This window comes from Mesorhizobium sp. M0815 (assembly GCF_040319995.1).
Taxonomy (GTDB): Bacteria; Pseudomonadota; Alphaproteobacteria; order Rhizobiales; family Rhizobiaceae; genus Mesorhizobium.
In genome coordinates, this window is sequence record NZ_JAMYOU010000012.1 from 110,371 (window position 1) to 130,602 (window position 20,232).

At 62.5% G+C, this 20,232-nt stretch carries 28 protein-coding genes and 1 pseudogene; 11 read left to right on the forward strand and 18 right to left on the reverse strand.

The genetic code is table 11. The features are described from left to right. Nucleotides 1–463 precede the first annotated feature (463 nt). From NKI01_RS15635 to NKI01_RS15645, 3 genes are all read left to right on the forward strand, one after another. Nucleotides 464–1,435 carry an MBL fold metallo-hydrolase gene (locus NKI01_RS15635; protein WP_352963808.1) on the forward strand — a complete coding sequence of 324 codons (972 nt, stop codon included), beginning with the start codon at nucleotides 464–466 and terminating at the stop codon, nucleotides 1,433–1,435. 157 nt (nucleotides 1,436–1,592) lie between these two features. Then, on the forward strand, nucleotides 1,593–1,988 hold the full coding sequence (locus NKI01_RS15640; protein WP_023678380.1) for an acyl-CoA thioesterase: 396 nt from the start codon (nucleotides 1,593–1,595) through the stop codon (nucleotides 1,986–1,988). 142 nt (nucleotides 1,989–2,130) lie between these two features. Further along, on the forward strand, nucleotides 2,131–2,451 hold the full coding sequence (locus NKI01_RS15645) for a hypothetical protein (protein ID WP_023719143.1): 321 nt from the start codon (nucleotides 2,131–2,133) through the stop codon (nucleotides 2,449–2,451). A gap of 50 nt (nucleotides 2,452–2,501) precedes the next feature. On the opposite strand, the gene NKI01_RS15650 is transcribed toward NKI01_RS15645, so the two are convergent. Continuing rightward, entirely contained in the window at nucleotides 2,502–2,870 is a 369-nt protein-coding gene (locus NKI01_RS15650) for a winged helix-turn-helix transcriptional regulator (RefSeq protein WP_352494900.1), read from the reverse strand. 90 nt (nucleotides 2,871–2,960) lie between these two features. Between NKI01_RS15650 and NKI01_RS15655 the strand changes: the two genes are divergently transcribed. Further along, nucleotides 2,961–3,566, forward strand: a complete 606-nt coding sequence (locus NKI01_RS15655; RefSeq protein WP_352963811.1) for an NADPH-dependent FMN reductase — start codon at nucleotides 2,961–2,963, stop codon at nucleotides 3,564–3,566. A 75-nt stretch (nucleotides 3,567–3,641) separates the two neighbouring features. Here the strand turns inward: NKI01_RS15655 and NKI01_RS15660 are convergent, their stop codons facing one another. Then, nucleotides 3,642–4,034 (reverse strand): winged helix-turn-helix transcriptional regulator, encoded by a 393-nt coding sequence (locus tag NKI01_RS15660; RefSeq protein WP_352483120.1) that lies wholly within the window; start codon nucleotides 4,032–4,034, stop codon nucleotides 3,642–3,644. Nucleotides 4,035–4,132: 98 nt separating this feature from the next. Here NKI01_RS15660 and NKI01_RS15665 point away from each other — a divergent pair, with 98 nt between their 5' ends. Beyond that, nucleotides 4,133–5,113 carry a quinone oxidoreductase family protein gene (locus NKI01_RS15665; protein WP_352963814.1) on the forward strand — a complete coding sequence of 327 codons (981 nt, stop codon included), beginning with the start codon at nucleotides 4,133–4,135 and terminating at the stop codon, nucleotides 5,111–5,113. A 49-nt stretch (nucleotides 5,114–5,162) separates the two neighbouring features. Here NKI01_RS15665 and NKI01_RS15670 read toward each other — a convergent pair whose 3' ends face one another. The 6 genes and pseudogenes from NKI01_RS15670 to NKI01_RS15695 form a co-directional block, all read right to left on the reverse strand. Further along, nucleotides 5,163–5,840, reverse strand: a complete 678-nt coding sequence (locus NKI01_RS15670) for an HAD family acid phosphatase (protein WP_352963817.1) — start codon at nucleotides 5,838–5,840, stop codon at nucleotides 5,163–5,165. Between the two features lie 83 nt (nucleotides 5,841–5,923). Further along, nucleotides 5,924–6,007 (reverse strand): annotated as a pseudogene (locus NKI01_RS15675) (helix-turn-helix domain-containing protein); the annotation flags it as partial. Between the two features lie 90 nt (nucleotides 6,008–6,097). Further along, entirely contained in the window at nucleotides 6,098–6,532 is a 435-nt protein-coding gene (locus NKI01_RS15680; protein ID WP_023719136.1) for an FKBP-type peptidyl-prolyl cis-trans isomerase, read from the reverse strand. 237 nt (nucleotides 6,533–6,769) lie between these two features. Further along, nucleotides 6,770–7,537: an SDR family oxidoreductase gene (locus tag NKI01_RS15685; protein WP_352963819.1), complete on the reverse strand. Its 768-nt coding sequence runs from the start codon at nucleotides 7,535–7,537 to the stop codon at nucleotides 6,770–6,772. Beyond that, nucleotides 7,534–8,019, reverse strand: a complete 486-nt coding sequence (locus NKI01_RS15690; RefSeq protein WP_352483124.1) for a VOC family protein — start codon at nucleotides 8,017–8,019, stop codon at nucleotides 7,534–7,536. The genes NKI01_RS15685 and NKI01_RS15690 overlap by 4 nt, the downstream gene beginning before the upstream one ends. A gap of 72 nt (nucleotides 8,020–8,091) precedes the next feature. Then, nucleotides 8,092–8,277: a DUF1127 domain-containing protein gene (locus NKI01_RS15695; RefSeq protein WP_352483125.1), complete on the reverse strand. Its 186-nt coding sequence runs from the start codon at nucleotides 8,275–8,277 to the stop codon at nucleotides 8,092–8,094. Nucleotides 8,278–8,469: 192 nt separating this feature from the next. On the opposite strand from NKI01_RS15695, the gene NKI01_RS15700 reads away from it, so the two are divergent. Continuing rightward, entirely contained in the window at nucleotides 8,470–9,354 is an 885-nt protein-coding gene (locus tag NKI01_RS15700) for a transcriptional regulator GcvA (RefSeq protein WP_352494906.1), read from the forward strand. A gap of 70 nt (nucleotides 9,355–9,424) precedes the next feature. Here NKI01_RS15700 and NKI01_RS15705 read toward each other — a convergent pair whose 3' ends face one another. Then, on the reverse strand, nucleotides 9,425–10,201 hold the full coding sequence (locus NKI01_RS15705) for a class I SAM-dependent methyltransferase (protein WP_023719131.1): 777 nt from the start codon (nucleotides 10,199–10,201) through the stop codon (nucleotides 9,425–9,427). 120 nt (nucleotides 10,202–10,321) lie between these two features. Continuing rightward, nucleotides 10,322–10,795: a VOC family protein gene (locus tag NKI01_RS15710; RefSeq protein WP_352846771.1), complete on the reverse strand. Its 474-nt coding sequence runs from the start codon at nucleotides 10,793–10,795 to the stop codon at nucleotides 10,322–10,324. Between NKI01_RS15710 and NKI01_RS15715 the strand changes: the two genes are divergently transcribed. Next, a complete protein-coding gene (locus NKI01_RS15715) occupies nucleotides 10,788–11,039 on the forward strand; it encodes a hypothetical protein (protein WP_156948077.1) in 252 nt (83 codons plus the stop codon). The genes NKI01_RS15710 and NKI01_RS15715 overlap by 8 nt on opposite strands. Before the next feature lie 41 nt (nucleotides 11,040–11,080). Here NKI01_RS15715 and NKI01_RS15720 read toward each other — a convergent pair whose 3' ends face one another. After that, nucleotides 11,081–13,126 (reverse strand): ABC transporter ATP-binding protein/permease, encoded by a 2,046-nt coding sequence (locus tag NKI01_RS15720; RefSeq protein ID WP_352856867.1) that lies wholly within the window; start codon nucleotides 13,124–13,126, stop codon nucleotides 11,081–11,083. 159 nt (nucleotides 13,127–13,285) lie between these two features. Between NKI01_RS15720 and NKI01_RS15725 the strand changes: the two genes are divergently transcribed. Continuing rightward, a complete protein-coding gene (locus NKI01_RS15725) occupies nucleotides 13,286–13,609 on the forward strand; it encodes a GFA family protein (protein WP_084642673.1) in 324 nt (107 codons plus the stop codon). A 58-nt stretch (nucleotides 13,610–13,667) separates the two neighbouring features. Here the strand turns inward: NKI01_RS15725 and NKI01_RS15730 are convergent, their stop codons facing one another. The 3 genes from NKI01_RS15730 to NKI01_RS15740 are packed head-to-tail and all read right to left on the reverse strand — an operon-like array spanning nucleotide 13,668 to nucleotide 15,116. Further along, entirely contained in the window at nucleotides 13,668–14,078 is a 411-nt protein-coding gene (locus NKI01_RS15730) for an SRPBCC family protein (protein ID WP_023719128.1), read from the reverse strand. A 7-nt stretch (nucleotides 14,079–14,085) separates the two neighbouring features. Further along, a complete protein-coding gene (locus NKI01_RS15735) occupies nucleotides 14,086–14,559 on the reverse strand; it encodes a MarR family winged helix-turn-helix transcriptional regulator (protein ID WP_023719127.1) in 474 nt (157 codons plus the stop codon). Then, nucleotides 14,556–15,116, reverse strand: a complete 561-nt coding sequence (locus NKI01_RS15740; protein ID WP_352963823.1) for an MBL fold metallo-hydrolase — start codon at nucleotides 15,114–15,116, stop codon at nucleotides 14,556–14,558. Before NKI01_RS15740 ends, NKI01_RS15735 begins: the two co-directional genes overlap by 4 nt. Between NKI01_RS15740 and NKI01_RS15745 the strand changes: the two genes are divergently transcribed. Next, on the forward strand, nucleotides 15,109–15,414 hold the full coding sequence (locus tag NKI01_RS15745) for a hypothetical protein (protein WP_352963826.1): 306 nt from the start codon (nucleotides 15,109–15,111) through the stop codon (nucleotides 15,412–15,414). The two genes, NKI01_RS15740 and NKI01_RS15745, sit on opposite strands and share 8 nt — an antisense overlap. Before the next feature lie 168 nt (nucleotides 15,415–15,582). Then, nucleotides 15,583–15,873, forward strand: coding sequence for a hypothetical protein (locus NKI01_RS15750; protein ID WP_352494910.1), 291 nt, complete (start codon nucleotides 15,583–15,585; stop codon nucleotides 15,871–15,873). A gap of 53 nt (nucleotides 15,874–15,926) precedes the next feature. Here the strand turns inward: NKI01_RS15750 and NKI01_RS15755 are convergent, their stop codons facing one another. Then, complete coding sequence (locus NKI01_RS15755; protein ID WP_352494911.1) at nucleotides 15,927–16,220, reverse strand: hypothetical protein; 294 nt, start codon at nucleotides 16,218–16,220, stop codon at nucleotides 15,927–15,929. A 198-nt stretch (nucleotides 16,221–16,418) separates the two neighbouring features. Between NKI01_RS15755 and arr the strand changes: the two genes are divergently transcribed. Next, the gene (gene arr / locus NKI01_RS15760; RefSeq protein WP_502895871.1) at nucleotides 16,419–16,826 is read left to right on the forward strand and encodes an NAD(+)--rifampin ADP-ribosyltransferase; all 408 of its coding nucleotides are present in this window, start codon (nucleotides 16,419–16,421) and stop codon (nucleotides 16,824–16,826) included. Nucleotides 16,827–16,958: 132 nt separating this feature from the next. On the opposite strand, the gene NKI01_RS15765 is transcribed toward arr, so the two are convergent. The 3 genes from NKI01_RS15765 to NKI01_RS15775 form a co-directional block, all read right to left on the reverse strand. Continuing rightward, nucleotides 16,959–17,696 carry a class I SAM-dependent DNA methyltransferase gene (locus NKI01_RS15765; RefSeq protein WP_352592485.1) on the reverse strand — a complete coding sequence of 246 codons (738 nt, stop codon included), beginning with the start codon at nucleotides 17,694–17,696 and terminating at the stop codon, nucleotides 16,959–16,961. 76 nt (nucleotides 17,697–17,772) lie between these two features. Then, nucleotides 17,773–19,083, reverse strand: a complete 1,311-nt coding sequence (locus tag NKI01_RS15770) for a hemolysin family protein (RefSeq protein ID WP_352592482.1) — start codon at nucleotides 19,081–19,083, stop codon at nucleotides 17,773–17,775. Between the two features lie 190 nt (nucleotides 19,084–19,273). Continuing rightward, nucleotides 19,274–20,188, reverse strand: coding sequence for a LysR family transcriptional regulator (locus NKI01_RS15775; protein ID WP_352856873.1), 915 nt, complete (start codon nucleotides 20,186–20,188; stop codon nucleotides 19,274–19,276). Nucleotides 20,189–20,232 lie beyond the last annotated feature (44 nt).

Consider the following 20,232-nt stretch of genomic DNA (forward strand, 5'->3'; position numbering starts at 1 on the left):
GGCTAGTCCAGCAATCCGGCCATTCCTTGCGTTCGCGTGGAGCGTCCGGCCGTCATCTGCCAGGCCGTACCGAGGAGTTCGCGGTGGCGCGCCGCGACCGGCCGCACGGGCCGATCTCCAACCGTCTGTGGGATCATATCGAGCAAGAGGCGCCGACGTTGCGTCGAGCGCTCGAGCCTCGGAAGCCTGTCCAGTAGGCAAAGCCGGGGCTCGGCCAGGCCGTTCAGCGGACGGCCAAACGAGCGGCCTTACCCGCCTAAATTGATTGCTGCATAATTTGCAGCAGTGAACTGCATCCCGTCGCTATTCCAGCTGCTTGTGAGGCGCATTATTGATGTCGCAAGGAGTTCGCCATGACCCGCGCCGACCCCGCTCGAAGAGTGGTCCGAGGGGTCGGCATCTGCCCTGGCGGCGACCCCGTAGCCTGCGACTAGTTTCATCTGCACATTCGAAGGACAAGACCATGAATATCGACCGTCGAACGTTCGGCCTTGGCGCCTTTAGTGCCAGCGCCCTGCTACTTTCCCCTATCAACCTCTTTGCGAGCAACGCTGCGGCTATCGCCGCCCCGTCTCCGGCTTCGCTTGCGAGCGCCCACAGGTTTATGCTCGGCGACCTCGAGATTACTGCGCTGAGCGACGGCTACCTCAATCTTGGCCTCGAACTCTTCCCTTCCGCCGATCCGGCTGCCGCTGAAGCGCTCCTGGCAAAGGCATTCCTGCCAAAGGCACTCCCGACCTCGGTCAACGCTTACCTTGTCACCAGGGGCGACAGGCGGGTGCTGATCGATACCGGCACGGCATCGGCGATGGGGCCTATACTGGGACATATACCTGAGGCGCTCGCAGCCGCCGGCGTCAGGCCGGAAGAAATCGACAGGGTAATCATCACCCACCTCCATCCCGACCATGCCAACGGCCTTGTCGGGATTGGCGGCAAGGCCGCCTTCCCGGCAGCGGAGGTCGTGGTTGCCGCGCCGGAATTCGCTTTCTGGCACGATGACGGGATCCTATCCAAGGCGCCCGACCAGATGAAGCCGTACTTCGAAATAGCGCGCAAATCGCTGGTGCCTTACGATGGCAAAGTCAGGAAGATCGAAGGCGAGGTCGAGATCGCGCCCGGAATCAGGGCATTGCCTGCGCCCGGACATACGCCGGGGCATCTCGCGCTTCGGATTGGCTCTGGTGATGCCAACCTGCTGCTCTTCACTGACGTAATCCACGCCTCCGCGCTGCAATTTGCGCATCCGGAATGGGCAATCGCCTTCGACGTGGACCAGGAGGCCGCAATCGCCACACGCAAGAAGGTGCTCGACATGGTGTCAGCGGATGGCCTGCTCGTCGCAGGCATGCACCTGCCCTTCCCAGGCATCGGTCATGTGATCCGCGAAGGCAACGCCTACGCCTACGTCCCGACGCCGTGGCCCGCTTTGTAAAGCGCACCTATTGGTAAGCGCTCGGGCGCGCCAGCTTTCTCACCTCGGCCATAGAGTGCATCGCCGAACGTCAGGCCGCGACACTATTCAGTGGCGTTGACCTGTCCGTGCCATGACGATACGGGATCGGACGATCGGCTTCGAGAGGATTGGCCAAATGGTGCATTACGCGGACGGGCGGCCGATCGGCGATCTGACGCTCAGGACGCTGGCCATGCCTTCCGACGCCAATGCAGCGGGCGATATTTTTGGCGGCTGGGTGATGGCGCAGATGGATCTCGCCTGCGGCATCCGCGCCGCCGAGCGCGCCAAGGGCCGCGTGGTGACGGCGGCGGTGAAGGAAATGTCCTTCGCCAAGCCGATGAAGATTGGCGACACGCTGTGCATCTACACGCATGTCGAACGCGTCGGCCGCACCTCGATGACGCTCAAGGTCGAGGCCTGGGCGCAGCGCTATCTCTCCGACCTGATGGAGAAGGTCACCCATGCCGACTTCGTCATGGTGGCGCTGGACGGCGAAGGCAAGCCGAAGGCGGTTCCCGCGGAAGGCTGACCGGCCTGATTCCAGAAGATGGATTTAAACAGCCGTCTCTCCCGCGCGGGGGATGCGGGCAGCGATGCGGCGTGGTCTTTGACCAACGGGTTCCCGCATGCGCGCCTGCAGCGCGAGCGACGGGATCTTGGGAGGAAAGACAATGCGTCAACACATGCTGAACGCTGCCCTGGCCGGTGCGTTTGCAGCCTTGCTCTGCCTGTCGTCCGCAAGCGCTTTTGCCGAGGTCAAAAAAGGCGATCCAGGCGCCACCTGCACGTCGGAAAACCGCACCATCAACGGGCAGGCGGCCAAGTGCGAGATCTGCTCGGCGACGAAATGCGACACCAGCGGTACGACGGTGAGCAATTGCCGGAAGGAGACGACCACGACCTGCACGATTGGCGGCAAGGTGGTCAGTCCCAACCCGAAATGGAACCGGATCGAGAAGCTGCCGAAGAGCAAGATGCAATTACAGCAGTAGGGCTCATCCGGAGGATCCCCGTCAGGTTCAAACCCTTGCAGCGCAAGGGCTCAGCTGTGCATGGCGTCGAATTTTTCGCGCGCGACCTTGACACGCTCGGTGTTCTTGCGCGCCCATTCGCCGAGTGCACCGACCGGCACCAGAAGCTCGTAGCCAAGGTCGGTCAATTCGTAGTCGACCCGCGGCGGGATGGTCGGGAACACGGTGCGCGTGACGAAGCCGTCGCGCTCGAGCCCGCGCAAAGTGGTGGTCAGCATCTTCTGTGAAATGCCGCCGACCGCGCTGCGCAGCTCGTTGAAACGCAGCGGCCCGTCGCCGAGCTTGCCGACGACGAGCACGGTCCATTTGTCGCCGACGCGCTGCAGGATTTCCGAGATGGCGCGGCAGTCCTCGGTGCGGTGCGGGTGCCTTGGTAACAAAAAAGTGCCTCCTTGCACATTGAGCGGCCAGTTACTCATATAGCGCAGGTATCTAAACGATACCAGTATTCCTGTAAGGAGAGCCCCTCTATGTCAAAACCCAAAATCGCCATCGTCATTGGTTCGACCCGCGCCGCGCGCTTTGCCGACGTCCCGGCCCAATGGATTGCCAAGATCGCCAGGTCGCATGCCGACATCGATGTCGAAGTCGTCGACCTGCGCGATTTCCCGCTGCCGTTCTTCGATGAGGTCGCATCCTCCGCCTGGGCGCCGTCGCAGAACGAAGTGGCGCAGCGCTGGCAAAAGAAGGTCGCCGGATTCGACGGCTTCATCTTCACCGCCGCCGAATACAATCATGGCCCGACGGCCGTGCTGAAGAACGCCATCGACTACGCCGCCAACGAGTGGAACAAGAAGGCGACCGGCTTCGTCGGCTATGGCAGCGTTGGTGGCGCGCGTGCGGTCGAGCAGCTGAGGCTGCATGCGGTCGAGTTGCAGATGGCGCCGGTGAAGTCCGCCGTCCACATCGCCTGGGCCGATTTCCTTGCCGTCAAGCAAGGTGAGAAGAAGCTCGATGAATTCGAGCACCTCAACCAGGCGGCAACCGCGCTCGTCAACGACATTGCATGGTGGGCCAGGGTACTGAAGACGGCGCGTCAGGCCGATGCCGTCGCCGAGGAAGTCAAGGCGGCCTGAGCGCAGGTTCGAACAATCCTCCCAAGGATTAATTCTCCCAAGGATTCAGGGCGGCGCATGCGCCGCCCGTTTTTTTCAGACGGCATGCGCGTCCTGCGCTTGCCTTGGCCTGATGATGCAATCGGCAAGGCGGTCCATCTCATTCAACTCGTCGGCGTGGTGCTGACCCCACTGGCAAAGTGCCAGCAGGATGGGCTCGAGGCTGAGGCCGAGCCGCGTCGCCGAATATTCCACGCGCGAGGGGATCTCGGCAAAGATCTCGCGGCGAACGAGGCCGTGCTCTTCCATGTCGCGAAGCTGCTGGATCAGCACTTTCTGCGTGATATTGGGCATCAATCCTTGCAGCGCCGACAGCCGCCGCGGCCCGTCGAAGAGATGGTAGAGGATGATCGCCTTCCAGCGGCCCGAAATCACTTTCAGCGCGCGCTCGGCCGGCAGCATCGGCAGTCTCTTGATCAGCTTGGCCATGGTCACCTCCCGGTCAGCGGCGGACAAATCGGTGTGTGGTCGAAGCCAGGCAGATAGTGGCAAACAGCGGCCGATGCCAATAACGATCGGTGCATGTGATGAGAGCCATTCAACTGAACCGTTTCGGCGACCCTGACGTTCTCGAAATGGTTGAGGTGCCGAAGCCCGAGCCGCAAGCCGGCGAGGTCCTGGTCCGCGTTCGTGCGGCCGGGGTGAATTTCTTCGAAGTGCTGATGCGCGCAGATCGCTACGCGGTGACGCCGCAACTGCCGATGATCCTTGGCGTCGAGGCCGCCGGGATCGTGGAGGCGCTCGGGCATGGGGTGGATGCTTCCTTGCTCGGCACGCGCGTCGCCGCGCCGTTGTTCGCCTCGAGCCGCCCGTTAGGCGGCTATGCCGATTATGTGACGATTGACGCAAGCCTGGCCGTGCCCTTGCCGGATGCGCTCTCGTTCGAAGCCTCGACGGCATTGATGGTGCAAGGACTGACGGCGTTGCATCTGTCGCGGCAAAGCCCGCCGGCCGGCAAATCGGTGCTGGTCGCCGCTGCCGCGGGCGGCGTCGGTTCGTTGCTTGTCCAGCTTGCGAAGCGGGCAGGGGCGAGCAATGTCATCGCGGCTGCCGGCAGCAAGGCCAAGCTCGATCTTGCTTTGTCGCTGGGGGCCGACGTTGCCGTCGACTACAGCAAAACGGACTGGCCAGAGCGCATCCGGGTAGCGGCCGGCGGCGCCGGCGTCGACATCGTCTACGACATTGTCGGCGGCCCGCTGACGGCGGTTGCGCTGGAGGCTCTGGCACCTCGCGGAGAGCTGGCGTTTGCCGCACTTGGCAGATACGCGCTCGGCGCCCCGGAGATGGAGGCGATGATCGGCCGCAACCAGTCGCTGAGGGGTTTTGCACTGCTGCCGCTGCTTTCTCCAGACGTGCTCCGTGACGGCCTGTCGGGGCTCTTCAATCTGGCGGCAAATGGTGAGCTTAAAGTGACCAACGGCGGTCGCTTCCCGCTCGACCAGGCCAGTCAGGCGCATCGCCTGCTGGACGAGCGCGGCGCGACCGGCAAGGTCGTCTTGATACCCTAGTAGGTGCTCGGCAAGGAGCCGGGGATCCGGGCTTGTGCCGTTCCGGCCGTCAGCGAACCCGATAGAACGGATTTGGCAGCAGGAACAGCTTCTCGGCATGCCCCCCGAACAAGTCGGATGGCTGGTCGCCGACATTGGCAATTATCGTGTAGCCGGCCTTTTCGATTTCGGCCCTTATGGGTGCCTTGAAATCTGCGGCGGAGCCGTATTTGGCCCCAGGCTGGACCATGTAAAGGTGCTCATAGCCGGCATAGCCGGCCGACTGCAGGTTCTGTTCGGTTGCCTGACGCTGGTCCTCCGGACGTCCGGTGATGAAGAACACCGCGACTTTCGCCGTTTGCGCCTGCCGGAAGACCTCCAGCACCGGGTCAATGGCCGGATCCTTCGCAAGCTGGTCCCAGGCGGCCCAGCCACAGGGACCGTCGATTGCGATATCGCAGGCACCGCTGATCGGGCGGCCGAAATTGTCACGTGTGATCACTTCCCAGTTGGCCAAAGCGGTCTCGTCGATGTCGAGCACCAGTGCGGGGCGAGGCACCTCCGTCGCGCGCTTGACGACCCAGTCGCCGGCCTGCTTCGCCACTGCGGCAAGGTCGCGATCATAGTCGCCGGAATCATGATAATTGGCAGCCGCCAGCATCGCATCGCCGACATTGGCTGGCTGGGACGGGCTTGTGAGAAGGAGCGAATCGGAACTTGCCGGCACAGGAACATTTGTGCCGATCATCAGCACGATTGCCCCGACACGCGCAATTCTATTCCAACCAATCGCCCGCATCATGAGACTTTGCGGTCACGAGAAGTCCGCTGTCAAGCGAGACCGAACAGACGACCGTGCTCCCGGGTGAATTGTGACACGCTTTCGTAACCGACCGCGAACGCCGCGCTGCTCGCGGTCTTTTCCTCCGACAGGTGACGCACCGCCGAAATCTCCGGCGCAAGTGCGTCACCCCAGGTCATAGCCAACACGGCCTTGACCGTGCCCTACGCCGCCTGAACGATCTCGACCAGTTCAACGTCGAACACCAGATCCCGCCCGGCCAACGGATGATTGCCGTCGAGCTTGACGCTGGCGTCGTCCACGCCGACGACTGTTACCGGCATGGGGCGCCCTTCTGGGGTTCTGACCTGCAATCGAGTGCCGATATCGACGTTGATGTTGTCTGGTACGCGGGCGCGGTCAACGGTCATGACCGCTTCGGGGCGGTGGGGGCCATAGGCGGCCTCGGCGGGAACAGTCACGGTGCTTTTCGCGCCCACCTCCATGCCCTCGACATGGGTTTCAAGACCGGGAATCACCTGTCCTTCACCCAGCGTGAATTGCAGCGGTTCGTTGCCGGAAGAATCGAATTGGGTGCCGTCTGCGAGGCGGCCATTGTAATTGATGCGCACGGTGTCGCCATTCTTGGCCTGTGTCATGGTAGTCATCCTTTTGGAAGGTTTTGAGGGGCCGGCCAGAGCTCACGGTCCCGTCCTCGATCATCCACGCACTCAAGTGCACGGCGCGAAACGTTAAAACTAGGTGCCTGGCTGCCGATGTAAACCCCGATTGAGCTACGTCGGTATGACGCCGCCGGCGCTCGCCGCCTCCGGCAGGAGTGCGCCGGACTGGCGGTCATGCCGCCTCAACCCATTCAGGCGGCGTGCAAATGGCGGCTAGATCAGGTTATGGCCGCCATCGATGCGGATTGTCTCGCCGGTCGTGAAGTCACTTTCCATGAGGTAGAGGTAGGCGGCGGCGACGTCCGCAGCGGTCGGAATTTTTCTCGATGGCAACCGGGCAGCCATGTCGGCAAAGAAGCCGGATTTGGCTTCTCCAACGATGTCCCACATCGGTGTGTCGACCCATCCGGGCGACACGACATTGACGCGCATCGGGCCCAGTTCGAGCGCCAGGGCGCGGGCGAAGTAGCTGAATGAGTCGGCAATCGCCGCGACGACTGAGCCTCCCGGCACCGGCGGCTTGTCCTTGTTGATACCCGACGTGAAGGTCATGGAGCCGTCGGCCCTCAGGGTGCGCACCGCGTGCTTGGCGAGCATGACGGCGCCAATCAGCTTGTTGTCGACGAAGCGCCGCACCGCCTCCATGTCGGCGCGCTCGATGGGGTCGCCGGGCGGCAGTGTTCCGGCTGTCGATACGAGGTGATCGAACGCACCGACTTTGTCGAACAGGCGAGCGACGCCCGCTTCGTCGGTCATGTCGGCGACCAAGCTTGTCACGCGATTACCCGCATTGAGCGCCCGTTCGGCGGCCTGCAGTTTCTCGTGCGACCGCCCGACGATCACGACCTTAGCTCCGCTGTTGAGCGCAGCTTCCGCGACGCCAAGACCGATGCCGGAACTGCCTCCGACGACGATGACTTTCCTGTCCACGAGCGATGTCACGGGAGGTCTCCATTCGTTTGCGATGTAGGTGAGGGTCAAGCCTTGCCGGCGTAGGCGGCTTCGAGGTCGGCGATGATGATCTTGCGCATCCCATACATCGCCTGCCGGACGCGGTTGGCCTTTTCGCGATCCGGATCGGCACTGAGCCGCGGCAGGATTTCCGGGATGACCTGCCAATAGACGCCGAACTTGTCAGTGAGCCAGCCGCAGGGTTGTTCCCTGCCGCCGCCGGCGGTGAGCGCCTCATAGTAGTAGTCGGTCTCGGCCTGGTCCTTGGTCTCGATGTAGAGCGAGAGCCGCTCGTTGAAGGGCGGCTGCGGCCCGGCGTTGAGCGCTGTAAGGTGCAGTCCCTCGAGCTCGAAATCGAAGGTGGCATGCGGGACCGTCTTGTTGGTTCCGGACACCCAGTCGGTGTATTCGATCGTCTCGAGCACTTTGCCGTTCTTGAAGACCGAGAGATAGAAATCGCGGGCCTCCTTGGCGTCGGTGTTGAACCAGAGGAATGGATGGATGGTGGCCATGTCCGTTCTCCGTTAATTCCTTGCGACAGCGATCTTTCGCGAAGAACCTGTCCGCCGTTACTTTCGTTCAGGCTAGCGGCGGTCCGACTGCCGATAGATCGAGCCGTCCCAGTCGCGGGCAAACCCGAGGTCTTCGAGCCGGCGGGTCGAGAAGCGTGCAATCAGCCGCTCGGTCCGGCGCCGGCTGCTCGAGGCGAGGATGCGGCCGGCCATGCCGGTCAGGACGTCGACGATGGGTTCAACTCGTTTGGCGCTCATGGTGCTCTCCGTGGATGTGGGCGGTTGCCCCGCGACTTTCGTCAGCGAGAGTATCAGTCACATCAGACTTGCCTCTTGCAGCGGCGGCGGATGACTGATTACGTGAGCAAACATGCCGTCTTCCGGTCTGGACGACAAACGACTTATCGGCGACAGTATGTGAGCAACGCTCACACATGCAGGTATCGAATCATGCCCCGGAAGCTGCCTCCCCTCACCACCTTGCCGAGCTACGAGGCCGCGGCGCGCCTGTTGAGTTTCTCCAAGGCGGCAGAGGAACTTCATGTCACCCACGGCGCCATCAGCCGGGCGATCAAGAACCTTGAGGATCAGCTCGGTGTGCAGCTGTTCGAGCGCGGTACGCGTTCGGTGAGCCTGACCGCCGTCGGCGAGCCCTATGCGCGGGCGGTGCGCGAGGTGCTCGACCAGTTGGCCGCCGCCACCGCTGCAGCAACGGCCCGCTATTCGAGCTCGACACTGAACGTCAGTACCTCCGATGGCTTCGCGGGGAGATGGCTGGTGCCACGCCTCTATCGCTTTCACCGCGCGCATGGCGACATCGATGTGCGGGTTTCGACGAGCGGGAAGCTGACCAATTTCCTCGGCGACGGCATCGATGTCGCGGTCCGCTATGGCAGCGGAAATTATCCGGGGCTCACGTCAGAGTTTTTGACCGGCGAGGAGGTGTTTCCAGTGTGCAGCCCAAAGCTTCTTGAGGGTGCACATCCGCTCCGCACGCCTCAGGATCTCAAACATCACACGCTGATCCGTGACAGCTTTCCGATCGACTGGGCGACCTGGCTCGCAAGCGCCGGGGTCGAGGGCGTGGACCCGCAGAGCGGGATTACCTTCGACTCTGCCACCTTTGCCATGGAGTCGGCAGCACAAGGCGAAGGGGTGGTGCTCGGCCGGACCATGCTCGTTGCAGCCGACCTTGCCGCCGGGCGACTTGTCCGGCCCTTCGGCCACGCCCTGAAATCCCCCTCCAGCTTCTATCTCGTCTACCCGCCAGCGGCGATCCGTCAGCGCAAAGTCAAGGCTTTTCGGGATTGGCTGCTTTCGGAAGTCACGCCGTAAATGGGGTGACGGGAAGGCCGAGCCGAGGGGACAGTTCGCCTACAGATCAATGTCCGAAAAACCGCTACTATCAGCTCGCCCGAACTGCGGTGATGATCCAGGCACGCGAGTCGAAAAGCACGCCGTCCGCGGTCAAGCGCGCGTCGAGCAGTTCGCGCAACCGCCGCAGCGCCGCAGCGACATCCACATCCGCGCTAGCCAGCGGATCCTTCACCAGTTGCAGGCCAAGCAAAGCGTCATAAGCCGCGTCGACGTCCAGGCCATAGAAAACCGGTTCATGCACTTCGGCAAAGTCGACCGAAACAAAACCGGACGCACGCAAGACCTCCGCGGTGATGACGGGGTCACCGAGCGAAAACGGGGTGGCGGCGGCTGCCGATATGGCGGTCCCCGGCGCAATCGCCCGCTGAATGGCAGTCGCCCACTCGTTGCGGTCCTGGCCCTGCCATACCATCCACACAAGACGTGCCCCTGGTCGCATCGCCCGGCCGATATTGGCGAACGCCGCCGCCGGATCGGCAAAGAACATCACGCCAAAGCGACTGATGCACAGATCGAAGCCGGCAGGCGGAAACGCCAGCAATTGCGCATTGCCGCGCTCGAAGGCGACGTTTCGCAATCCCTCGTCCGCGCTACGCCTCCGGGCGAACTCGAGCATCTCGGCCGATACGTCCACCCCGAGCACGCTGCCTTCCACCGCGACGCGGGCAGCATCGCGAGAAGATTGTCCCGAGCCGCATCCGATATCGAGCACGCGATCACGCGTTCCCGCCTTGACGGCAGCCCTGAAGACCTCGTTGTGCCGTCGCAGCTCGGCGTCGTAAAACTCGGCGCAGTTCAACACCATCGCACGCCTGCCTGGACATGATGGGCACGGCGGCATTCCCAGCCGCTCCGCTCTGATCTTGTCGATGATCTCCTCAGCCGGGTGATGCACCGACTTCTGCTTCGGGTCACCCCAGCACTATCAGCCGCGCCGCGCTGCCTCGATCGCGGCAACGTCGATTTTCTTCATCTCCATCATCGCCTCGAATGCGCGCTTTGCTTCGTCGCCGCCGGCAGCCATCGCCTCGGTCAGAACGCGCGGCGTGATTTGCCAGGAGATGCCCCATTTGTCCTTGCACCAACCGCAGGCACTTTCCTGGCCGCCATTGCCGACGATGGCGGTCCAGTAGCGGTCGGTCTCCTGCTGATCGTCGGTGGCGATCTGGAAGGAGAAGGCTTCGTTGTGTTTGAACGCGGGACCGCCATTGAGGCCGAGGCAGGGGATGCCGGCGACCGTGAACTCGACCGTCAGCACGTCGCCCGCCTTGCCGGACGGGTAGTCGCTGGGAGCGCGGTGGACGGATTTCACCAAGCTGTCGGGGAAAGTCTCGGCATAGAAGCGGGCCGCAGCCTCGGCGTCCTTGTCATACCAAAGGCAGATCGTGTTCTTGGCGATTGTCATTGCTGGTCCCTTTGCTTTTGAATCAACCTGGGCTTTTGATCAACCTGGGCTTTTGGAAACAACCTGGGCTTTTGAAATCAACCCGGGCCTTGAAGTCAATCCGGGCTTTTGCACAGCCAGCCTCGGCGTTGCACTACGAAAATGGAATGCGCTCGTGCCATCTGACGTTCCGACAGCAACACCTGCACGGCATCAAGGTATCACGGCTGGCACTTTTAAGACCAGATGTGGGCAGTGACTCGAACGGGCGACGGTCCGCCGGGTCCCGACCGGTGGCCTTCACTTTTTTGTCTGGGGCAGCTTTGTTTGGGGCAGCGCCGCTTTGCTCAAGGGCGTGCTGGCTTTCGGTTGGGCGCCCCGGTGCCTCAGGAGGCGCACAAGCAAGTTCCGTCTGCCCTTGCGCGGGACGAGATCGATATCGCTGACAAGCTTTGCGCCGCCCTCGCGACGCTCCAACGTGATCTTGCGGCTATGAAAGGTTTCCAGCTCGGCGCGATGCGCTACGCTGATGATGGTGACCTTCGGCAATTCGCGAATGATCATCTCCATCATCTTGTCCTGGCTCTTCTCATCAAGTGCTGAGGTTGCTTCATCCAGCACTATGATATCGGGGCTGTGCAGCAGAAGACGCGCGAAGGCGAGCCGCTGCTTTTCGCCACCCGACAAGGTCTGGTCCCATGGCGCGTCCTCTTCGATCTTGGCGTTGAGATAATCGAGTCCCACCTTGTCGAGAGCCGCCTTGATCTTTTTCAGCGTCCAGTTGTCGGCGGCGCCTGGATAGGCGACTGCGCGGCGAAGCGTCCCGGTGGGGATGTAAGGCCGTTGCGGCAACATGAACAACCGTCTGTCGGCGTGGATGTTGACGCTGCCGCTACCCCACGGCCACAGGCCTGCGACGGCCCGCACCAGCGTGCTCTTGCCTGAGCCGGATTCGCCGGCAACGAGCACCCGCTCGGCTGGTTTGATCACGACCTCGGTTTCCTTGACCACGGCGGTACCGTCGTCGAGCGACACGGAGAGATTGTTCAGCCCAAGCATCGCATCGCCTTCGGTTTCGCCGCGCTTAATGCGTCCAAGGGTGTTGCTCTGTTCCGCCCGCTCAAGCCCGTCGAGCGACATCATCAGCGAGGCGATGCGCCGTGCACAGGCATTCCAATCAGCGAGACGGGGGTAGTTGTCGACCAGCCATCCGAACGCGCCCTGCACGATGGCAAAGGCCGAGGCAGCCTGCATTACCTGTCCAAGTGTCATGCTGCCTTCGAGAAACTTTGGAGCGCAAAGCAGAACCGGCACGACCGGCGCAAACAGGCTCGACCCCTGCGACACCAGCGCTGTGCGCATGTGCTGGCCTGCAAGGAGCGCCCACTGCCTGAGCACATGGGCGAATGTCTTGTCCATGCCGCTGCGCTCCTCCTCCTCGCCGCCGAGCAATGCGATACTCTCGCCGTTTTCCCGCACGCGCGTCAGCGTGTAGCGGAACTCAGCTTCCGCCTGGTTTTTTTCCTCGGAGAGGTGGACGAAATGGCGGCCGATGACCGCCATCGAGGTGGACGTGATTGCGGCATAGATTACCGCGGTGACGACCAGGAAGCCGGGAATGGTGACGGTCGAACCTGCAATCGGCAGGGTCAAGGCGCCGCCGATCGTCCACAGCACCACGATGAAGGTCGAGGCCGACAGAAATGCGACGATGACACCGGCAATGAAATCGACGGGCGATTCTGTGGCAATCCGCAAATCCTCGGCGATGCGGGCTTCGGGATTGCTGTGGTCACCGCCGACGAGGTTCAGCTGATAGTAGCGGCCGCTTGCGAGCCAACGTGCGATGACTGCGGTGGTGAGCCAGGAGCGCCAGCGGCGCTGTATCGTCATACGAAAGAAGACTTGTGCCACCACAAGGCTTGTGCTTCCGAGCACGAGCGGCACGAAAACGGCGCTCAGCCGATATACGGTATGGGCGTTGCGTTGCTCAATGGCGTCGAAAATCGCGCGATTCCAGACATTGATCCCATACTGGAAGCCGACATTGGTGACGATCAGGACCAACAGCCCGATCGTGCACGGCCAAGCGAGCCTATCGCCAATGCTGCCCCAGTAACCGCGCGCGCTGATCCAGAAACGCTTCAGCAGGTACCTCTTGCGCGCCTGCTCGGCCTCTTCGGGTGTCAGCTCCGGATCGGGTTCGATGAAATCCGGCGGCGGCGCGGCCTCGCCGACGACCTCGGACGCGGCTTCGACAGTCGATTGTTTCTCGTGGCGCGACTTCTCGGCATCGCGCAATTGGGCGGCGTCAACCGATTTCGGCTTGAATCTAGCCTCGGGCATCCGGCGATAACGGCTTAAAAATCAGAAGGTTTCATAGCGTCCGCTCGAGATGGTCAGCTGCCAACAGCGCCTGGGTTTCGCTCATGATTGCCGGCTGCCCTAGCGGCCTCGCTCCTGCATCGGCTCCTGTGACCGCGACGCAGCTCCGCCGGCAGGCGCATCGCGTGCAGTTGGCTGGAGTGTCAGCGATGCACCGGGACGGCGTTTTCGTACCGGGCCATCTACGCCGACGCGGCCCTCGTCGGACAGAAAGGGGAGACCAGATTCTGGCGCAGAACCTGGTCGTCGGGACAATGGTTGGAGCAGACATTCTGCACCATTTGCGGATCGGTCGTTTTCATGCGGGCAGAAGGATTGAAGGATGCGCTGTCGGTCTCGGTCGGCTGTCTGGAGGACCCGCATTTTCCGGCCCCGGCAACGCTCCACTGGCCTGACAGGAAACATAAATGGCTTTGTTTGGAAGGCTTGCCCAAGGTCGCTTGAGGAGCGAAATGGCGATGCGTGCAGACGCTGGCACAGAGTTGCAACAGAACTTCAGGGATCACTCTGCTGGACGAGCAGTCTCGACAATTCGCTTCAGGCTCTCAAGATTTATTCGCATGCCGCGTTCGAAGAAGCTGGACGCGAGCGGCGCGAGAAGCGCCATCGGCCCGGGAAGCCCTTTGCCGGTAATCGAACCCTCGAGGTGGAGATGCGTTCTGTGGCCTGTCGGCGCCAGCCGAAAGCGGTAGGTGAATGGCGTCGGCCCGCTCAAGCTGGACAAAGTCAGCAGTGCATCGACTTCGAACTCGGTGACCTCCACGATGTTTTCGAGGACCCGCCCGACCGGGCCGGCCGTGAGCTTGGCTACGGACTGCACAGCCGAGTACCAGGCCGGAGCCGCTTCAATATCCTCGATATGACGGAAGACGGTCTGGGCAGGCCTGTCGATCTCGATTGATATGTCGAACATTTGTGACTTATTCCTTCGGGAGATCGGATGATGGCCCATCGCGCCGGGCGATTGCGTTGCCGGCGGCTGTTCCGGCGACCAGAACTCGCAGCAGCCCGACGGCGGTTGTGACCTCGTTCGGCGTGAGCCGCTGGCCCAGCCATCCGTAAAGCCGGGATTCGACCTGCCGGATTTCGGCGGCGAGCCGGTGCCCCTCCTGTGTCAGTTCGAGCTCCACCTGCCGGCGATCGTCGGAGTTTTCCCGCCTGACGACGAGCGCCCGCTCGACCAGCGTGCTTACCAGCCGGCTGGGACTGCCGGTCTCGCAGACCAGCAGCTTGCCAACAGCATTGAGCGACATTGGTCCGCCGGCCTTCAGGCAGCTGATGACTTCAGCCTGGGAAGGGGTGACGCCAAGCGGCGAGAGCAAGTCGGTAAGCAGCCTGTTGCCTTCGCGCTGGGCGCCGAGAATGAGGAATCGGAGCTCCTCTTCTGGTTTCATGCCGCCGCTCCCAGTTCGACCGGGGCGGTCACCAGCTGACGCGTCGCCAGCCGCACGGCGCTCTCCGGATCATGGGTCGGCAGATAGATCGTCGGCTGCTGCTCGGCGAGGTGCCGGACGGCTCGCAGGGTGGCGGCGGCAATTTTTGTATCGGGTCCCACGCCGTCCACCTTGCCGGCAAGCATCAGTGCCTGGTTGTAAGACGTGTCGCCGGCGAGAAAGAGCGTTGCGTCGCCATCCTCCACCAGCACCGAAAGATGACCGGCAGTGTGACCAGGAGTTGCGATCGCCACGACGTCGCCCGCTTTGGTCAAGCGCTTGCTCGCCGCAAATTGGCCGAACGGTCCATCGTCGAGCTCGAGCCGTATGGGGTTGAACCAGTCGGGCCAGCGCTGCGGCAGGTAGCCGCGGAGCATTCCCATGAAACCCGACGCCGTGTCGATCTCACTGGGGGCGGCGAGTATCTGGCTATGGGGAAAATGCACCAAGCCCGCATCGTGGTCCATGTGCAGATGCGTGAGCACCACCCGTTTGACGTCGCGCGGCCCGATGCCCACGCAGCTGCGGCCCGATCTCTTCTTCCGGCTCGATACGAAAGTGCACTTCCCAGCGAAAGAACGGATGCAGCGAGCGTCCGTGCCCGTTCAGCAGATGCGCCGCCTGTCCAGTGTCGACAACAATGACGCCTTCGTCATGCTCGATGGCCCAGGCGAAGGTCGGCAACCAGCCGGACCAGTTCCTGTCGGCAAAGATGCTGGCAAGCCCATGGCCGCGTCCTTCGATCTGGGCCGTCTTGATGCGGACCGACCCGGTCCGGATGGCATGTACTTTCATTTTTTCCTCTCCATTAGATGATATGTCATCGTATGAAACGTCATATATTGAGGAGTCAATAGAACGGAGGAGAAAAGATCAGCGCGACAGCGATCGCGAGCATCTGCCGCTCAGCCCGACCGCGCAGGCGCTGAATTCCGGAACAAGGGTGCGATTTTGCCGTTGAGCCAGAAACTGGAAGCGACCCGCATGTCCGAATTGCCGAATGAAGAGATCGAAGGGCGGCTGAACGCCCAGCGCGAGACTTTGGCGCTGGTCGTCGCACTGCTTGCCAGCAAGGATACGGCACCCGAGCGAATATGGGCCGAGCTGGAGGCCCGTTTTCAGTTTCAGAACAGTCAGGAGGACCCCGGCGTCCTGCCAAGCAGCGCATTCGCCATCGAGGCTGCGAAGATGCGGGAGTTCAAGCTGATCGCCGAAGAGGCGCGGGCGCGCACTGCGGAATGGAACGGCAGGGACATGCCACAGGGCGCCAGCTGAAGCCCCGGCAAGTGGTTGCAGGACCGGCTATTTTGCGAGGGGCCGAGCAGGCGTCAGCTTTGCCCTAAAAGTGCACGCGCCAACTCTTCCCATTCCTCGTCAAGACTTAAGGTCGATGGCGCGGCGTTGCAGCGGCGATACCAATATTCCGCATTCGACTGGTCGCCTTCCTTGCGGTGGAGGTAGGCATGCACGTGCATGCCCGCAGTATCGTCGCGCCGCTGCGCGCACTCGTGCGCCTTAGCCCAATCGCCCTTTGCATCCCACCACAGCGCCTGCAGGGCAGGGCTCAAACCGTCTGGCGGCTGTGGTTTCGCAATCGAATCCCTGAAGGTTTGCAGATCCATTTTTCCACCATAGCGACGTACAGGCGCCGATAATACCCGCACCGGCAGCCGACCGATAGCGTGCATCGGGCGGGATAACCGGAATGGGTGTCGGGAGCCGATAACCGCACGGCCAGATGCTTGATTTGGTGACGTGCATGAAATAGTGCGCACCACGGCACCATGATGCCTGAGACAGCGAGGATGGGTAGCGAGCCGATGACAGCCCCCGACAACGCACGCCAATTCTACCACGGCACCCGGGTCGACCTTAAACCGGGAGACCTGATAGAAGCCGGCTACAGCTCCAATTACGGCGCGAGAAAGCAGGCAGCCTGGGTCTATCTGACCGGCACTCTGGATGCGGCCATCTGGGGTGCAGAGCTGGCCGCTGGTGACGGACGGGAAAGGGTCTATATCGTGGAGCCAACCGGCCCGATCATGGACGACCCCAATCTTACGGGCAAGAAATTTCCCGGCAATCCGACGCAGTCCTATCGCTCCCGTGAGCCGCTCAGGATCACGGGCGAGGTCGCCGAGTGGCAGGGCCACTCCCCCGAGCGGCTGAAAGAGATGAAGGACCATATCGAACGGCTGAAGGCGCAAGGCATCGAGGCAATCGATTGATCGCTAAATCCTGCGATTGCCAAGCTTGGCTCTGACCTACGGTCGGCGGCAGTCGCCGCGAAATACGGCTCCACGTCCGCAATGGGTCCGCGAGTTGTCGTTCCTTGCAGGTTGGAGAGCGGATACTCCTTTTCATCTCGTCGCGAACGTGATGATCTCGGGGCTCGAAGGGCCAAGTGGGCTGCCGTCAAAGCCGCCGAATTGCTGTTCGATCCGTAGCCCCGCGTTCCCCAGCAGGCTCGATAAGGCGTCCGTGTCGAGGAATCGCAAGGTGCTGCGACTAACTTGCGGAAGGCTCGGATGCTTTCCGCCGAACCTGTGGGTGAATGTCACCGTCTGTCCATCGAACGGCATGATCACCTCTGTTGTGATCTGCACCAGAGACCCGTCAGGTAGCTCAACGACGACCGCATTTTCGGGTGTCCAGCGCTCCCACGCCCGCACAGAAGGGTTCCGCGTCTCGAACGCGAAGCATCCGCCTGGCACAAGGGCCTGTCGCGCAGCCGCCATCAAATCCCGCAGGTCTTCGTCGCTGACAAGGGCCTGGAATGCATGCCCCGTCATCACAATGAGATCAAACTCGGCTGTCCAGCCGGCCGATTGGAGATCGCCGAGGACCCATTCGATATCCGTGCGCGTTCGTGCGCGATTCAACACGCCGGGTGCTGGGTCGATGCCGCAGAGCCGCCCTGAATGTCCGGCCAGGCGTGCCTCGTGAAGGAGGGTGCCCGTTCCACATCCGACATCAAGCACCGCGTCTGCTGTTAGAATGCGGGGCAGGTAGAAATCATAGTCGTCGCGCGCAGATCTCGGGTGCCAGGCATCGTAGACGGCAGCGAGATACGGGTCGGCGAAAAGGTGGTCGACCATAGGCGGTATTCCCAATCAACTTTGATTGTGCGAGCGGTGTCGCCGCGAGCATATAGCCCATAAGTCGCGTCGATCGTTACCGCACGACCTCGCGGTGGGCGCCGGGCAGTCGGGTGGCGATGAGCTTGTCGATGCGGCGGCCGTCGAGGTCGACGACCTCGAAGCGCCAGCCTTGCGCGTCGACGCATTCGCCGGTCGCCGGCAGATGGTGCATATGCGACAGCACATAGCCGGCGACGGTTTCGTAGTCGCGGTTCTCGGGCAGGTCGATGCGGAGAACCTCCGCCATCTCGTCGGCCTGCATGTAGCCGGCGAGCAGCCATGAGCCGTCCTCGCGCTTGACGGCGTTTTCCTCGTCGCCGGCATCGAGGTCCGAGCGGAAGACGCCGGTGATCGCTTCCAGTATGTCGGCCGGGGTGACGATGCCTTCGAAATGGCCGTATTCGTCGTGCACCAGCGCCATCGGCACGTCGGATTCCTTCAGCGTCGCAAGCACATCCAGCGCGTCGGCCTGGTCATGCACGATCGGGGCGGTGCGCACGTGCCGGCGCGGGTCCAGGGCGCGGCCGCCCAGCATCGCGGCCAGCACGTCGCGGGTCTGGACGACACCAATCATGGCATCGACGCCGCCGTCGCCGGCCGGCAGGCGCGAATGCTGGGTATCCATCAGCAGCTTCCTGATGGCGGCCTCGTCGGCTTGCAAATTGATCCAGTCGACCTCGGTGCGCGGCGTCATCACCGCGCGCACGGCACGGTCGCCGAGCCGCATGACGCCCGCGATCATGCGGCGTTCGTCGGATTCGATGGTGCCGTGGTGCTCGGCCTCGGCGACCAGCATCTTGATCTCCTCGTCGGTAACCTTCTCCTCGCTCTGGCCGCGCTGGCCAAGCAGCCACAGGAGGGCACGGCCGGAAAAGTCGAGCAGGAAAACCAGCGGCGCCGAGATGCTGGCGAGGATGGTCATTGCCGGAGCGACCCTGACGGCGACCCGTTCGGGGTCGCGCAAGGCGATCTGCTTGGGCACCAGTTCGCCGATGATCAGCGAGCCATAGGTGATTAGGGCGACGACGATGCCGACGCCGAGCGGGTCGGCGAGGCTTTCGCGGATACCGGCCGACACCAGGAAGGTGGCCAACCGCTCGCCAAGCGTGGCGCCGGAAAAGGCGCCGGACAAGACGCCGACCAAAGTGATGCCGATCTGCACCGAGGACAGGAATTTGCCCGGATTGGCGCCGAGCGCCAGAGCCCGGCCAGCGCCCTTGACGTTGCGGTCGATCATCGCCTTGAGGCGCGCCGGCCGCGACGAGACGATGGCGAGCTCGGACATCGACAGAAGGCCGTTCACACAGATGAGGACGACCACGATGGCAATTTCAGCATAAAGCATGCCGGGTCCATAGCATTGCCACGCGGTTTTCGAAAATAGGACGGTCGCGATTTTTCAGGGCAATCGCTTCAGACAGAAAAGATAATGCCCAATTCGTGTTGGAGGTTATCAATTGTCGAAATCGGCGCCGCCCTGGCAGCGCAAACCTTAAGCAATGGCCCTTTGTCTTTTCAACTAGCCGGCGGAGCAATCAAGCGGCATCCCAGGGCGGCGCGGAAAAATGCTCGATCAGGGTGTCGACAACGACGCGCACCTTTGGCGCGAGGTTGCGTGTTACCGGCCAGATGGCATGCACCGCGGTATTTTCGACAAGACAGTCCGACAGAACCATTTCGAGCTCACCGCGCCTGATGCTGTCGGCCGTCAGCCATGTCGGCAGAAAGACGATGCCGCAGCCGGCCAGTACCGCATCGAGCATCGGTTCGCCGTGGCCGAGCACCAGCCGCGCCTTGGGCGCGAATTTTTCGAGACGGCCGTCGGCATGCCTGACGGTCCAGGGATGGACAGCGCCGTCGCGGCCGTAGCCGATGAGGCTATGCCTGGCGAGATCCTCGATCGATTGCGGCCTGCCATGGGCGTCGAGATAGGCGGGGACGGCGACGATGCCCGAACGCTGGGCATAGATGCGGCGCGCGGCGATCGAAAGGCTGTCGTCGAGATCGCCCATGCGCACCGCCAGATCGATGCCTTCCTCGATCAGGTCGACGCGCCGGTCGTTGAACGAGATTTCCATCGTCAGATCCGGGAATTTTTTGGAAATGTCGAACAGCACCGGGGCGACGCATCGCCGGCCGAAAGCCAGAGGCAGGTCGACGCGCAGCCGCCCGGAAGGCACCTGCTTGCGGGAAGCGAGCAGTGACTGGGCGGCTTCGATCTCGGCCAGCGCCCTGACGCAGGCTTCATAGTAGCTCAGGCCCTCGCTGGTTGGGCTGAGGCTACGGGTGGTACGGTTGAGCAGGCGAACGCCCAATCGCTGTTCCAGCTGTGCGATCGACTTGCCGACCGCCGATTTCGTGACATGCAACCGGACAGCGGCGCCGGTGAAGCTGCCAGCCTCCACGGTATGAACGAATGCGACGATGCCCTGCAGATTGGCCGATTCCAATGAAGCGCTCCTATTGTAGAGTTTCACTCATTAATCCGTTGCAA

Coding starts and splice junctions, on each gene's coding strand:
- NKI01_RS15635 (WP_352963808.1), top strand. CDS start 464: ATGAATATCGACCGTCGAACGTTCGGCCTTGGCGCCTTTAGTGCCAGC.
- NKI01_RS15640 (WP_023678380.1), top strand. CDS start 1,593: ATGGTGCATTACGCGGACGGGCGGCCGATCGGCGATCTGACGCTCAGG.
- NKI01_RS15645 (WP_023719143.1), top strand. CDS start 2,131: ATGCGTCAACACATGCTGAACGCTGCCCTGGCCGGTGCGTTTGCAGCC.
- NKI01_RS15655 (WP_352963811.1), top strand. CDS start 2,961: ATGTCAAAACCCAAAATCGCCATCGTCATTGGTTCGACCCGCGCCGCG.
- NKI01_RS15660 (WP_352483120.1), bottom strand. CDS start 4,034: ATGGCCAAGCTGATCAAGAGACTGCCGATGCTGCCGGCCGAGCGCGCG.
- NKI01_RS15665 (WP_352963814.1), top strand. CDS start 4,133: ATGAGAGCCATTCAACTGAACCGTTTCGGCGACCCTGACGTTCTCGAA.
- NKI01_RS15670 (WP_352963817.1), bottom strand. CDS start 5,840: ATGATCGGCACAAATGTTCCTGTGCCGGCAAGTTCCGATTCGCTCCTT.
- NKI01_RS15680 (WP_023719136.1), bottom strand. CDS start 6,532: ATGACACAGGCCAAGAATGGCGACACCGTGCGCATCAATTACAATGGC.
- NKI01_RS15690 (WP_352483124.1), bottom strand. CDS start 8,019: ATGGCCACCATCCATCCATTCCTCTGGTTCAACACCGACGCCAAGGAG.
- NKI01_RS15695 (WP_352483125.1), bottom strand. CDS start 8,277: ATGAGCGCCAAACGAGTTGAACCCATCGTCGACGTCCTGACCGGCATG.
- NKI01_RS15700 (WP_352494906.1), top strand. CDS start 8,470: ATGCCCCGGAAGCTGCCTCCCCTCACCACCTTGCCGAGCTACGAGGCC.
- NKI01_RS15705 (WP_023719131.1), bottom strand. CDS start 10,201: ATGGTGTTGAACTGCGCCGAGTTTTACGACGCCGAGCTGCGACGGCAC.
- NKI01_RS15720 (WP_352856867.1), bottom strand. CDS start 13,126: ATGCCCGAGGCTAGATTCAAGCCGAAATCGGTTGACGCCGCCCAATTG.
- NKI01_RS15730 (WP_023719128.1), bottom strand. CDS start 14,078: ATGTTCGACATATCAATCGAGATCGACAGGCCTGCCCAGACCGTCTTC.
- NKI01_RS15735 (WP_023719127.1), bottom strand. CDS start 14,559: ATGAAACCAGAAGAGGAGCTCCGATTCCTCATTCTCGGCGCCCAGCGC.
- NKI01_RS15745 (WP_352963826.1), top strand. CDS start 15,109: ATGCCCACGCAGCTGCGGCCCGATCTCTTCTTCCGGCTCGATACGAAA.
- NKI01_RS15750 (WP_352494910.1), top strand. CDS start 15,583: ATGTCCGAATTGCCGAATGAAGAGATCGAAGGGCGGCTGAACGCCCAG.
- NKI01_RS15755 (WP_352494911.1), bottom strand. CDS start 16,220: ATGGATCTGCAAACCTTCAGGGATTCGATTGCGAAACCACAGCCGCCA.
- arr (WP_502895871.1), top strand. CDS start 16,419: ATGACAGCCCCCGACAACGCACGCCAATTCTACCACGGCACCCGGGTC.
- NKI01_RS15765 (WP_352592485.1), bottom strand. CDS start 17,696: ATGGTCGACCACCTTTTCGCCGACCCGTATCTCGCTGCCGTCTACGAT.
- NKI01_RS15770 (WP_352592482.1), bottom strand. CDS start 19,083: ATGCTTTATGCTGAAATTGCCATCGTGGTCGTCCTCATCTGTGTGAAC.